The organism is Bacillus haynesii (assembly GCF_001969855.1).
In the GTDB taxonomy this organism is placed as follows: Bacteria; Bacillota; Bacilli; order Bacillales; family Bacillaceae; genus Bacillus; species Bacillus haynesii.
The window spans coordinates 287,153-299,530 of record NZ_MRBL01000016.1 but is presented as its reverse complement, the minus strand read 5'-3'; the positions used below and the strand labels follow the sequence as shown (position 1 = coordinate 299,530).

General features: G+C 45.5%; 13 protein-coding genes. All 13 read left to right on the top strand.

Features of this window, described 5'->3' with window-relative positions; genetic code table 11:
* Window positions 1–32: 32 nt before the first annotated feature.
* The 13 genes from BTA31_RS14410 (at window position 33) to fni (ending at window position 12,378) form a co-directional block, all read left to right on the top strand.
* Window positions 33–422, top strand: a complete 390-nt coding sequence (locus BTA31_RS14410) for a YpbF family protein (RefSeq protein ID WP_278192793.1) — start codon at window positions 33–35, stop codon at window positions 420–422.
* 80 nt (window positions 423–502) lie between these two features.
* Window positions 503–1,288, top strand: coding sequence for a metallophosphoesterase (locus tag BTA31_RS14405; protein WP_043926777.1), 786 nt, complete (start codon window positions 503–505; stop codon window positions 1,286–1,288).
* 153 nt (window positions 1,289–1,441) lie between these two features.
* Window positions 1,442–2,026: a genetic competence negative regulator gene (locus tag BTA31_RS14400; protein ID WP_043926776.1), complete on the top strand. Its 585-nt coding sequence runs from the start codon at window positions 1,442–1,444 to the stop codon at window positions 2,024–2,026.
* Between the two features lie 195 nt (window positions 2,027–2,221).
* The gene (locus BTA31_RS14395; RefSeq protein ID WP_043926775.1) at window positions 2,222–3,496 is read left to right on the top strand and encodes a Glu/Leu/Phe/Val family dehydrogenase; all 1,275 of its coding nucleotides are present in this window, start codon (window positions 2,222–2,224) and stop codon (window positions 3,494–3,496) included.
* Between the two features lie 89 nt (window positions 3,497–3,585).
* Window positions 3,586–4,551 carry a YpdA family putative bacillithiol disulfide reductase gene (locus tag BTA31_RS14390; protein WP_076792849.1) on the top strand — a complete coding sequence of 322 codons (966 nt, stop codon included), beginning with the start codon at window positions 3,586–3,588 and terminating at the stop codon, window positions 4,549–4,551.
* A 108-nt stretch (window positions 4,552–4,659) separates the two neighbouring features.
* Window positions 4,660–5,628 (top strand): asparaginase, encoded by a 969-nt coding sequence (locus BTA31_RS14385; RefSeq protein WP_076792663.1) that lies wholly within the window; start codon window positions 4,660–4,662, stop codon window positions 5,626–5,628.
* 79 nt (window positions 5,629–5,707) lie between these two features.
* On the top strand, window positions 5,708–6,376 hold the full coding sequence (prsW, locus tag BTA31_RS14380; RefSeq protein WP_076792661.1) for a glutamic-type intramembrane protease PrsW: 669 nt from the start codon (window positions 5,708–5,710) through the stop codon (window positions 6,374–6,376).
* Window positions 6,377–6,561: 185 nt separating this feature from the next.
* The gene (gene sleB, locus BTA31_RS14375) at window positions 6,562–7,479 is read left to right on the top strand and encodes a spore cortex-lytic enzyme (protein ID WP_375844483.1); all 918 of its coding nucleotides are present in this window, start codon (window positions 6,562–6,564) and stop codon (window positions 7,477–7,479) included.
* 16 nt (window positions 7,480–7,495) lie between these two features.
* Complete coding sequence (gene ypeB, locus BTA31_RS14370) at window positions 7,496–8,848, top strand: germination protein YpeB (RefSeq protein WP_076792655.1); 1,353 nt, start codon at window positions 7,496–7,498, stop codon at window positions 8,846–8,848.
* Between the two features lie 162 nt (window positions 8,849–9,010).
* Window positions 9,011–9,187, top strand: a complete 177-nt coding sequence (locus BTA31_RS22865; RefSeq protein WP_023857462.1) for a YpfB family protein — start codon at window positions 9,011–9,013, stop codon at window positions 9,185–9,187.
* Window positions 9,188–9,266: 79 nt separating this feature from the next.
* Window positions 9,267–9,947 carry a (d)CMP kinase gene (gene cmk / locus BTA31_RS14365; RefSeq protein WP_076792652.1) on the top strand — a complete coding sequence of 227 codons (681 nt, stop codon included), beginning with the start codon at window positions 9,267–9,269 and terminating at the stop codon, window positions 9,945–9,947.
* A gap of 217 nt (window positions 9,948–10,164) precedes the next feature.
* Complete coding sequence (gene rpsA / locus BTA31_RS14360) at window positions 10,165–11,313, top strand: 30S ribosomal protein S1 (protein WP_043927968.1); 1,149 nt, start codon at window positions 10,165–10,167, stop codon at window positions 11,311–11,313.
* 15 nt (window positions 11,314–11,328) lie between these two features.
* Window positions 11,329–12,378 (top strand): type 2 isopentenyl-diphosphate Delta-isomerase, encoded by a 1,050-nt coding sequence (gene fni / locus BTA31_RS14355; protein WP_076792847.1) that lies wholly within the window; start codon window positions 11,329–11,331, stop codon window positions 12,376–12,378.

Here is a 12,378-nt window from a genome sequence, read left to right as displayed (position 1 = left end):
TGGACCGTTTTACGGATGAACCGACGAAACAAATGCTCCGCGCCTTAATTAAAAGGAAGAAAAAGTACGAAAACTATGCCAGACAGACATTCAGGTGGCAGGCGCTGGCGGCGATATGCGCGGTTTCGTTTTGTTTGTTTGCAGCGTCAAAAGGGCTCGGGCAAAACGGCTTCCTTTCCGGCTTGCTGAATGACTCCGTTTATCTTCTTTGGATTTTGTCGGCCGCTTTTGCATACAGCACCGCTTACTATTTTAAAAAGAAGGAAGAAAAAGCAGAAGGGGAATATCATAAGCTGAGATGCGAGATTATTCAGAAAAGCACGGATCTATGGCCCCAGCCTGAAGAGTGGAAATCAAGGGAAACGGTTTTTAAGATCATGAAACAGCAGTATGACATTAATCTTTATTTCGAAAGCAAATAAAAAAGACGTTTTCTTGTTAAAAGAAACGTCTTTTTGCATCAAGCCGTCTTATCATAAACAAAACAGATTGGAGAATGCACATGATCTATTGGCTCAGTCTGGCTTCGGCCGCTTTCATCGGTCTTGCTGCTTTAGTGTGGAAAATGTCAGCCATTGCGCGTGAAAACCGGCTGTTGAAGGCTGAATTTTCACTCAGACGCCTGAATAGGGAATTGAATGTCTTTTTTATTTCAGATATTCATAGGCGGACAGTCAGTGAAGACATTATTCGTGAAGTGAAAGAACGCGGGATTCAACTCGTCATCATCGGTGGCGACTTAGCGGAGGGCGGCGTCCCTTATACGAGAATTGAAGAAAATATCAAAAGGCTTTCAAGTTTGGGAAAAACGTATTTTGTATGGGGGAATAACGATTACGAAGTTGATCAGGAAAGGCTCCAGGAAATTTTCAAGACATACGGCGTAACGCCTCTGCGCAATGCTTCGGTTTTGCATGATCATCATGGACAAGCCGTCAATATTTGCGGAGTGGATGACATCAGACTCGAATTGGATGATTACCCGGCAGCTCTCGGCGGCGTGCAGCCGGGCTTTCCGACTATCCTCGTGTCACATAATCCGGAAATTCATCATCAAATACAGGAGGCGGACGGTATTGACCTGATATTGAGCGGTCATACCCACGGAGGACAGATTCGCTTCGGCAGATTCGGGCTCTGTGAAATCGGAGGAACCGGTACCGTTTACAAGGCTCCGTACTTGATCAGCAACGGTTATGGAACGTCGAAGCTTCCTCTGCGGCTGGGAGCGAGGCCGGAAACCCATCTGATCAAGCTGGTTCCGGGACCCCGCATGGAAGGAAACTGATGCTTTTTCACTGAAAAGAAACGAAAAGGCGGCATTGTGCTTGTCTTCCGCCTAAACACAGTGTAAACTGGTATCAAAATTAAGAACCTATGACTCATCATCTCCATATAATAAGATATATGATGTGTGCAAGAAGAGGCAGGAGGGAACGTTATGCGGCTTGAGCGTCTAAATTATAATAAGATCAAAATCTTTCTGACACTTGACGATCTGACAGACCGGGGGCTGACGAAAGAAGACCTTTGGAAAGACTCATTTAAGGTTCAGCAGCTGTTTAAAGACATGATGAACGAAGCGAATACAGAGCTCGGGTTCGAAGCAAATGGCCCAATTGCTGTTGAAGTGTATTCTCTTCAAGCACAAGGAATGGTCATCATTGTCACAAAAAATCAGGAAACAGATGAAGACGATAATGAGTATGATGAGGACTATATTGAAATGCAAGTCAAACTTGGCGAGAGTGTTGACATTATATATGAATTTCAAACGTTTGAGCATCTGATTGAACTTTCCAAAAATTTGGACCGCATCGGTATTCAAGGCGGGACAGTCTACCACTACGAGGGCAGGTATTTCTTAAGTCTTGACGATTTTGACTCCCATGAGGTTGACGGCGTGATTTCGATTTTAGCCGAATATGGAAATCCGACGACTTTAACGATTTACAGGCTTCAGGAATACGGAAAGAAAATCATGGACAACAATGCCATTCAGACCATTCAGAGATACTTCAAATAGCCCGCATTCAAAAAAGATATTCTGCTGTGTTAAACAGCAGTTTTTTTCTGCCGAAAATAAGAATATAACAAAAAAGATTTTTCTTGAATATTTTCACGAAAAATGGTTGATTGTTCTTTGCATGATTAGTGCAAGGGTGTATACTATTCTCTGAAAGGACAACATGCCAGAAAGACTTTAGGAGGTTAACTTATAATGGTAGCCGATCAAAACACCGGTCATACTGAAGAAAACACACATGACGTTTTGAAATCAACGCAAACGGTGATACATAAGGCGCTTGAAAAATTGGGGTATCCTGAAGAGGTGTATGAATTACTAAAAGAACCGATCCGTTTTTTAACGGTGAAAATTCCGGTTCGTATGGACGATGGATCTGTTAAGATTTTTACGGGCTACCGAGCCCAGCACAATGATGCAGTAGGGCCGACAAAAGGCGGCATCCGTTTTCATCCGGGAGTTACAGAAAAAGAAGTTAAAGCGCTTTCTATTTGGATGAGTCTGAAATGCGGCATCATCGACCTTCCATATGGAGGCGGAAAGGGCGGGATCATCTGTGATCCGCGGGATATGTCCTTTCCTGAACTGGAACGTTTAAGCAGAGGGTACGTTCGGGCGATCAGCCAAATTGTCGGACCGACAAAAGACGTACCGGCTCCTGATGTATTTACCAATTCTCAAATCATGGCATGGATGATGGACGAATATTCAAGAATCGACGAATTCAACTCGCCGGGATTCATTACCGGCAAACCGCTCGTTTTAGGTGGTTCTCACGGCAGAGAATCTGCGACAGCAAAAGGGGTTACAATCTGCATTAAAGAGGCGGCGAAAAAGAAAGACATCGACATTGAGGGAGCTTCTGTCGTCGTGCAGGGGTTCGGAAATGCGGGAAGCTACCTTGCGAAATTCATGTATGACGCAGGTGCAAAGATTGTCGGCATTTCTGATGCATACGGAGGCCTGTATGATCCTGAAGGGCTTGACATCGATTATCTGCTTGACCGCCGGGACAGCTTCGGAACGGTCACAAAGCTGTTTAATGACACCATTACAAACAAAGAACTGCTGGAGCTGGAATGCGACATTCTGGTGCCGGCTGCAATAGAAAATCAAATTACCGCGGAAAACGCCCATAACATCAAGGCGAAGATCGTTGTCGAAGCAGCCAACGGCCCGACGACGCTCGAAGCGACGAAAATTCTTTCCGACCGCGACATTCTTCTTGTCCCTGACGTGCTGGCAAGCGCCGGCGGTGTAACCGTATCCTATTTTGAGTGGGTGCAAAACAACCAGGGATTCTACTGGACTGAAGAAGAAGTTGAAGAACGTTTGGAAAAAATGATGGTCAAATCGTTCAACAATATTTACGAAATGGCGCACAACCGCAGAATTGACATGAGGCTTGCCGCCTATATGGTCGGCGTCCGCAAGATGGCGGAAGCATCCCGCTTCAGAGGCTGGATATAGGCTCAAACATTTGCAACAACCCAAAAAATCTCCTATCATAAAATAGGAGATTTTTTGATTTGCCGGATATGACAGGAGATGAACGGAACATGAAAGAAGAAAAAGTGATCATTATCGGCGGCGGCCCCTGCGGGCTTTCAGCAGCTATTCACATGCAAGAGATCGGAATAGATGCACTCGTCATTGAAAAAGGAAACATCGTCAACAGCATTTATCAATATCCTACACACCAAACCTTTTTCAGCTCAAGCGAAAAACTGGAGATTGGCGATGTGGCTTTTATTACTGAAAATCACAAGCCGGTCAGAAATCAGGCGCTTTCTTATTACAGGGAAGTCGCCAAGCGGAAAAATTTGCGGATCAACGCGTTTGAGAAAGTTCAATCCGTAACAAAAACAGAGAATAACCAATTTATCGTGGAAACATCAAAGGATACGTATTTGTCTTCATTTTGCGTTATCGCAACGGGTTATTATGACAACCCGAACTATATGAACGTCCCGGGAGAAGACCTTCCGAAAGTATTTCATTATTTTAAAGAGGCTCATCCTTATTTTGATAAAGATGTTGCGGTTATCGGCGGCAAAAATTCAAGCGTCGACGCGGCGATGGAGCTCGTTAAAGCGGGCGCAAGAGTGACCGTGCTGTACAGAGGGAACGAATATTCCTCGAGCATCAAACCGTGGATCCTTCCGGAATTCCTTTCGCTTGTCAAGCACGGAAAAATCAGAATGGAATTCCGGGCAGTCGTCAAAGAAATTACGGAAGACGGGCTGATTTTTTCTGTCGACGGAAAAGAGAACAGGATCAAAAATGATTTTGTATTCGCCATGACAGGCTATCACCCTGATCACGGCTTCCTTCAAAAAATGGGAGTCGAAATTGACGCGGAATCGGGCCGTCCTTTCTTTAATGAAGAAACGATGGAGACGAACGAAGAAGGTATTTTCATCGCCGGCGTTATTGCGGCCGGGAATAACGCAAATGAAATCTTTATTGAAAACGGCCGTTTTCACGGCGGCTTAATTGCAGCTGAAATTGCAAAACGGATATAAAAACCGGATATTTTATGATTTGGATCAGGCAAAAGAGAGCATATTCTATATATAGATGTGCTCTCTTTTTTATCGGCACACAGATCAACAGAAAAGGGGCAGCCTAACATGAAAAAGAAAGTAGCTCTTATTACTACGGGAGGCACGATCGCCAGCCGGAAAACCGAAAGCGGCCGGCTAGCGGCAGGGGCGATCAGCGGTCCTGAATTAGCCGAAATGTGCAGCTTGCCGGAAGATGTCCGGATCGATGTCTATCCGGCGTTTCAGCTTCCGAGTATGCATATTACATTTCAGCATTTACTAGAGCTCAAACAAACCGTCGAACGCGTGTTTCAGGACAGCAGCTATGACGGTGCGGTTGTGACGCATGGTACGGACACGCTTGAAGAAACCGCTTATTTTTTGGACTTAACCTTGCAGGACGAGAGGCCGGTCGTTGTCACAGGTTCACAGCGGGCCCCCGAGCAGCAAGGCACAGATGCATATACAAATATCAGGCACGCCGTTTATACAGCGTGCAGCCCGGATATAAAAGGAGCCGGCACGGTCGTTGTTTTTAACGAGAGGATCTTTAACGCGCGCTACGTTAAAAAAGTGCACGCTTCGAATCTGCAGGGTTTTGACGTATTCGGCTTCGGTTACTTAGGGATTATTGATAATGATAAAGTATACGTCTATCAAAAGCCGTTAAAGCGGGATGTTCATCAGCTGCAAAGACCGCTTCCTGAAGTGGATATCGTCAAATGCTATCTAGATGGAGACGGCAAGTTTATCAGAGCCGCCGTCCGCGAGGGTGTCGCAGGAATTGTCCTTGAGGGAGTTGGCAGGGGACAGGTGCCGCCAAATATGATGGGCGATATTGAACAAGCATTAAACCAGGGAGTATATATCGTCATCACGACGAGCGCAGAGGAAGGCGAGGTTTATACGACCTATGACTATGCAGGCAGCAGCTATGACCTGGCGAAAAAAGGGGTCATCTTAGGCAAGGATTATGACAGCAAAAAAGCGAGAATGAAACTCGCCGTCCTTCTTGCAAGCTATGAAGAAGGCATAAAAGACAAATTCTGCTACTAGGCGACCTGTTCTTTTTCAATTTCAAAACAATCCGAATCATGGTAGGATAGAATGAGATGAAAAGGAAAGAGGTTTCCTCATGTTCGGAATTATCTCAGCAGGCTTAGCTCCCGGAATTGCACTGTTAATATATTTTTACTTAAAGGAAAAATTTGAATCCGAGCCCATTCATATGGTTATCCGCCTTTTTATACTGGGGGTTTTGCTCGTTTTTCCGACGATGTTTATCCAATATGTATTGGAAAAAGAACACATTTCTGAGGGCAGTTTTGTCGTTTCGTTTTTAACTTCAGGCTTTTTGGAAGAATTTTTAAAATGGTTTTTGCTGATGGTCAGCACTTTTCAGCATATCGACTTTGATGAACACTATGACGGAATCGTATACGGGACAAGCCTTTCATTGGGGTTTGCGACGCTTGAAAATATATTGTATCTCATCGGGAACGGGGTGGAGTACGCCTTTATGCGCGCTTTGCTTCCGGTTTCCAGCCATGCCCTATTCGGAGTGATCATGGGCTTTTACATCGGCAAAGCCCGTTTTTCGGCAAGCAAAACAAAGATGAAATGGCTGTTATGCTCGCTTTTTGTTCCGGCTTTGCTTCACGGTCTCTACGATTATATTCTGCTAGCCTTAAAAAACTGGATCTATTTTATGCTGCCCTTTATGGCGTTTCTTTGGTGGTTCGGCTTGCGCAAAGCAAAAAAAGCCCGTTCCGTCAAAACCGGTGGACAGCCCCTTCAGCAATAGCCGCCCTGTAAAAGGGCGGTTTTTTATTTTTCTTGTCAGGCATATTTGCCTAAAGATGAAACAGAAAGGAAAGCGTGTATAAAATCTGCCTCGCTACAAAAGATATGGTTACAAAAATGCTGGAGGAGGCTTAAAACATGAAGTCGAAAGGTTCTTTTTGTTTGAATGTCATTTTATGTACCATTATGGCAACCAGTCTTTCACTTCCATTCAGTCAAAAAAGCGCTGCCTTTTCTGAACAGGTAATACAGCGGGGGGCGACAGGGGATGATGTGATTGAACTGCAGGCAAGGCTTCAATACAACGGCTATTACAATGGCAGAATTGACGGAGTATACGGGTGGGCGACATACTGGGCCGTCCGCAATTTCCAAAATCAGTTCGGCTTAAAGGATACAGACGGCCTGGTCGGGCCGAAAACAAAACGATTTTTAATCAATCATACTAAATATTACAGCGACTACGTGCACAGACAGCTTCGAAAAGGAAACCAATTTACACATTACGGCGGGCTGCCGCTGAAGTATCAGACGAAGCCTTCAAAAGAAGTGCAGCAGCAGGCGCGAAAAAAGGCGGAAGCAAGACAGCAGCAGGGTGCACAACAACAGGGCACTGCCCAACAACAGCCGCAGCAACAGCAGCAGGCCGCTCCTGCACAGCCGAAAAAACAAGCGCAGCAAAAGGCTGCACCGAAACAAGACGCGCCTAAAAAACAGGATGCCGTTGCAGCCAACATGCCGGGCGGCTTCTCGAACAACGACATCAACCTGTTGGCACAAGCGGTTTACGGTGAAGCGCGCGGAGAACCGTATGACGGCCAGGTTGCCGTTGCAGCTGTTATATTAAACAGGCTCAACAGCCCTACGTTCCCGAATACGGTGGCGGGCGTTATCTTTGAACCGCTTGCATTTACAGCTGTCGCGGACGGACAGATTTATATGACGCCGGATGAAACGGCGAAAAAAGCCGTTCTTGACGCCATCAATGGCTGGGACCCATCAGAAAGTGCCACTTACTATTTTAACCCTGACACGGCCACTAGCTCATGGATTTGGGGCAGACCTCAAATTAAAAGGATCGGTAAACACATTTTCTGTGAATAAAAGCGAGGTGCTATAAATGATCAGAGGAATTTTAATCGCCCTTTTAGGTGTCGCCATCGTCGGAACAAGCTATTGGGGCTATAAAGAACATCAGGAGAAAGACGCCGTTTTGCTTCATGCCGAAAACAACTATCAAAGGGCATTTCACGACTTAACTTATCAGGTGGATCAGCTGCATGATAAAATCGGGAGCACGCTTGCGATGAACAGCAAAAAAACGCTGTCTCCCGCTTTGGCGGAAGTCTGGAAAACGACTTCTGAGGCGCATAACAATGTCAGCCAGCTGCCGCTGACCTTAATGCCGTTTAACAAGACTGAAGAGTTTTTGGCAAAGGTCGGAGATTTCAGCTACAAAGCAGCCGTGCGCGACCTTGACAAAGAGCCGCTCAATAAAAAAGAATACGCTTCTTTAAATCAGCTATATGAAAATTCGAAGGATATACAAAATGAACTGCGTAATGTCCAGCATTTGATTATTGACAAAAATTTGAGATGGATGGATGTAGAGCTTGCGCTCGCGTCCGGCCAAAAACAGAGCGACAATACGATTATTAATGGATTTAAAACCGTTGAAAAAAGCGCAAGTGCATTTTCGGATACAGATTTAGGCGCGACAGAGATGACGAACACGAAAAAAGAGCAGCAAGGGTACGACCATTTACAAGGCAAAAGAATAACCGAAAAAGAAGCGCGCAAGATTGCCCAAAAATTCGCTCAGGACAAAAATTACAATATCAAAGTGTCGAAAAGCGGCAAAAAAACGAACAGGGATGTATACAGCATCAGCATGCAGGACCCTGATCAAAAAGCGGATATTTATATGGACATTACCGAAAAAGGCGGATATCCGGTTTATTTGATCCAAAACAAAAAAATTAAAGATGAAAAAATCAGCCTAAACGATGCGTCGAACAAAGCCCTTCAATTTTTGAAAAAAAACGGCTATAAAACCGAAGACTTGAAGATGGATGAAAGCTCGCAATACGACGGCGTCGGCGTATTTTCATTTGTTCCGGTCCAGGACGATGTCTGGCTTTATCCGGACAGCATCCGCATCAAGGTCGCACTTGACGACGGCGAGATTACCGGATTTAATGCAAAGGATTTCTTAATCTCACATAAAAAAAGAGACTTGCCGAAGCCGAAATTAACGCTTGATAAAGCGAAAGCAAGCCTGAATCCCAACGTGAAAGTTCAGGAGACGCGCCTTGCTTTAGTCACGAATGAGCTTTCACAAGAAGTGCTCTGCTACGAAATTCTCGGCACGATTGAAAACGATACATTCCGCATGTTTATCAATACCGAAGACGGCACGGAAGAGAAGGTCCAAAAAATGAAAAGTGCAGAACCGATATATAACGACTTGTAAAACGATAGATCAGAGGGAAAAGGCGATAACATGCCTTTTCCTTTTTAGCATTCGGAATAATTCGCTGTAAACATTTCCATACTGAACGTATGGGCGGCGCGTCCGCCGGTGAAAATTATACATGCCCGGGGCCATAAACTTTCCGGGCAGCGGAGGAAAGATATGAAAACAATCGAACGGTTATTATTTAAGATTCTCGTCGTACAGGCGGTCATTTTAATCAGCGTGCAGCTTCTTTTTCATTTCTCCAAGGCTGAGCCTTATCTGTCAAAGGTCGTACAGTATGAAGGCGTGAACAACATGAAAATCGGCGAATGGATCGAGACATTTAAGCCGTAATTCACGCTAAAATCTCCCCTTTTTCGCCTAATACATGATACAATCCTATAAGGAGTACCAGATAGCAAGGAGAGGAATTATGGAAAAGAAATTATGCATTGCAATAGACGGCCCTGCGGCAGCCGGAAAAAGCACCGTGGCGAAAATCGTGGCCAGAAAAAAGTCGTATATTTATATTGATACCGGTGCCATGTACAGGGCGATTACGTATTTAGCGCTGAAAAAGGGCGTTGATTTAACCGACGAAACGGCGCTGACGGCCCTGTTAAAAAAATCTGCCATCGATCTCACGGTTTCGCCTGAAGGAGAACAGAAGGTTTATATCGCAGGCGAAGATGTAACAGAGGCGATCCGCACGGATGACGTGAGCAACCAAGTCTCGATCGCCGCCAAACACGCCGGGATCCGCGAAGAAATGACGAAAAGGCAGCAGCAGCTAGCTGAAAAAGGCGGCGTCGTCATGGACGGTCGCGACATCGGAACCCACGTTCTCCCGAATGCGGAAGTGAAAATATTTCTCTTGGCGTCCGTGGAAGAGCGGGCAAAACGCCGCTTTGAAGAAAACGTCAAAAAAGGGTACAATGTAAACTATGAAACGCTTGCAAAAGAAATCCGGCGCCGTGACAAACTCGATTCAGAACGCGAGATTTCACCGTTGAAAAAAGCGGACGATGCGCTTGAAATCGACACAACCTCATTGACGATCGATGAGGTGGCCGAAAAAATCCTGCAGGTTGTAGACAAAAAGGCTCAAAAATAAAAAATCCGGGCAAATTACTTATTGTCTGCATGTTTTGACTTGACAAACACAGGCTTTTATTAGAAGTTAGTAATAATAAATCATGTTTTAGAACATTCAAATATCCATTTTTGAATGGTTCTTTAATACATATCGGCTGTCCGGATCGGATATCATTTCGTCCGGAATAACCGTTTTTACAAAAGCTGTGTAGGTTTGGACCAAGGAGGTTATTGAAATGACAGAGGAAATGAATCAAATTGATGTTCAAGTACCAGAGGTTGGAGATGTGGTGAAAGGTATTGTAACGAAAGTTGAGGACAAGCATGTCGATGTTGACATCCCCAACTGCAAGCAAACCGGAATTATCCCAATCAGTGAATTATCAAGTCTTCATGTTGAAAAAGCATCAGATGTCGTCAATGTAGACGATGAGCTTGAATTAAAAGTGACAAAAGTGGAAGACGATGCATTGATTTTATCAAAACGTGCTGTTGATGCAGACCGCGCTTGGGAAGACCTAGAGAAAAAGTTTGAGTCAAAAGAAGTGTTTGAAGCCGAAGTAAAAGACGTCGTCAAAGGCGGTCTGGTCGTCGATATCGGCGTGCGCGGATTCATTCCGGCATCGCTTGTAGAGGCGCATTTTGTTGAAGATTTTACAGATTATAAAGGAAAGACGCTGACTTTAATCGTCGTTGAGCTTGACAGAGATAAAAACCGCGTGATTTTATCACACCGTGCGGTTGTTGAAAAAAAGCAGTCAGAAAGAAAACAGGAATTTCTTCAAACGCTGGAAGCCGGACAGGTGCTTGAAGGAAAAGTCCAGCGCCTGACAGACTTCGGTGCTTTCGTTGACATCGGCGGCATTGACGGTCTTGTTCACATCTCCCAGCTTTCGCATTCACACGTTGAAAAACCGTCAGATGTCGTCGAAGAAGGCCAGGATGTCAAAGTCAAAGTGCTGTCCGTCGACCGCGACAATGAACGGATTTCGCTATCAATCAAAGAAACGCTTCCTGGACCTTGGTCCAACATCGGTGAAAAAGTGAAGCCTGGAGACGTATTGGACGGAAAAGTTCAGCGCTTGGTGAGCTTCGGTGCATTTGTCGAAGTGCTTCCTGGAGTTGAAGGCCTCGTTCACATTTCGCAAATCTCTAACAAACACATCGGAACGCCTCATGAAGTGCTTGAGGAAGGCCAGGACGTAAAAGTGAAAGTTCTTGACGTCAATGAAGAGGAAGAGCGCATTTCTTTAAGCATGAAAGAGCTTGAAGAAAACGCCGATAAAGCAGAGCAGGAAGATTACCGTCAGTACCAGGCGAAGGAAGAGTCTTCAGGATTCCAGCTTGGTGAAATGATCGGAGACAAACTGAATAAATTAAAGTAAAATTTGGTGATAATGGTGACGCGAGCAAAAAGAAAAAAAGAACACATTGATCATGCCCTGTCAACCGGACAGAAACGTCAGACCGGGCTTGATGATATCACGTTTGTTCACGTCAGCCTTCCGGAAACGGAATTGTCACAAGTTGATACTTCAACCAAAATAGGCGAACTGTTTTTAAGTTCGCCTATTTTTATCAATGCGATGACAGGCGGGGGCGGGAAGGCGACGTTTGAGATCAACAGGGCTTTAGCGAGGGCGGCTGCACAAACAGGCATACCGGTCGCTGTCGGCTCGCAAATGTCGGCTTTGAAAGATCCTGATGAGCGTCCTTCATACGAGATTGTCAGAAAAGAAAATCAGAAGGGGCTTGTATTCGCCAATTTGGGGAGCGAAGCGACAGTGGATCAGGCAAAGCGGGCGGTCGACATGATTGAAGCCGACATGCTTCAAATTCATCTCAATGTGATTCAGGAAATCGTCATGCCTGAAGGCGACCGCAGTTTTACAGGACGCCTGCGCCGGATTGAAGACATTTGCCGAAATGTCAGCGTACCGGTCGCCGTAAAAGAAGTGGGCTTTGGGATGAGCAGGGATACCGCAGCCCGGCTTTTTAACGCCGGCGTTCAGGCGGTCGATGTCGGCGGTTTCGGGGGAACGAATTTTTCGAAAATCGAAAATTTGCGCAGAGATAAAGCGGTTGAGTTTTTCGATCAATGGGGTATATCGACAGCTGCCAGCCTGGCCGAAGTCAGCTCTCTGTTCGGCGATCAGCCGATTATCGCATCAGGAGGCATTCAAGATGCCCTTGATTTGGCTAAATCGATAGCGCTGGGAGCGTCTGCGGCAGGGATGGCGGGCTATTTTCTCCAAGTGCTGACAGCTTCGGGAGAAGAGGCGTTAGCCGCCGAAATCGAGAGCCTGATCGAAGATTTCAAAAGGATCATGACCGTCTTGGGATGCAGGACGATTGAACAGTTGAAAAAAGCACCGCTCGTCATCAAGGGCGATACATATCATTGGCTGAAAGCGAGGGGTGTTGACCCCTTTGTTTACAGCAAGCGTTAA

Coding starts and splice junctions, on each gene's coding strand:
- BTA31_RS14395 (WP_043926775.1), top strand. CDS start 2,222: ATGGTAGCCGATCAAAACACCGGTCATACTGAAGAAAACACACATGAC.
- BTA31_RS14390 (WP_076792849.1), top strand. CDS start 3,586: ATGAAAGAAGAAAAAGTGATCATTATCGGCGGCGGCCCCTGCGGGCTT.
- BTA31_RS14405 (WP_043926777.1), top strand. CDS start 503: ATGATCTATTGGCTCAGTCTGGCTTCGGCCGCTTTCATCGGTCTTGCT.
- prsW (WP_076792661.1), top strand. CDS start 5,708: ATGTTCGGAATTATCTCAGCAGGCTTAGCTCCCGGAATTGCACTGTTA.
- ypeB (WP_076792655.1), top strand. CDS start 7,496: ATGATCAGAGGAATTTTAATCGCCCTTTTAGGTGTCGCCATCGTCGGA.
- BTA31_RS14400 (WP_043926776.1), top strand. CDS start 1,442: ATGCGGCTTGAGCGTCTAAATTATAATAAGATCAAAATCTTTCTGACA.
- BTA31_RS22865 (WP_023857462.1), top strand. CDS start 9,011: ATGAAAACAATCGAACGGTTATTATTTAAGATTCTCGTCGTACAGGCG.
- BTA31_RS14385 (WP_076792663.1), top strand. CDS start 4,660: ATGAAAAAGAAAGTAGCTCTTATTACTACGGGAGGCACGATCGCCAGC.
- cmk (WP_076792652.1), top strand. CDS start 9,267: ATGGAAAAGAAATTATGCATTGCAATAGACGGCCCTGCGGCAGCCGGA.
- sleB (WP_375844483.1), top strand. CDS start 6,562: ATGGCAACCAGTCTTTCACTTCCATTCAGTCAAAAAAGCGCTGCCTTT.
- rpsA (WP_043927968.1), top strand. CDS start 10,165: ATGACAGAGGAAATGAATCAAATTGATGTTCAAGTACCAGAGGTTGGA.
- BTA31_RS14410 (WP_278192793.1), top strand. CDS start 33: ATGCTCCGCGCCTTAATTAAAAGGAAGAAAAAGTACGAAAACTATGCC.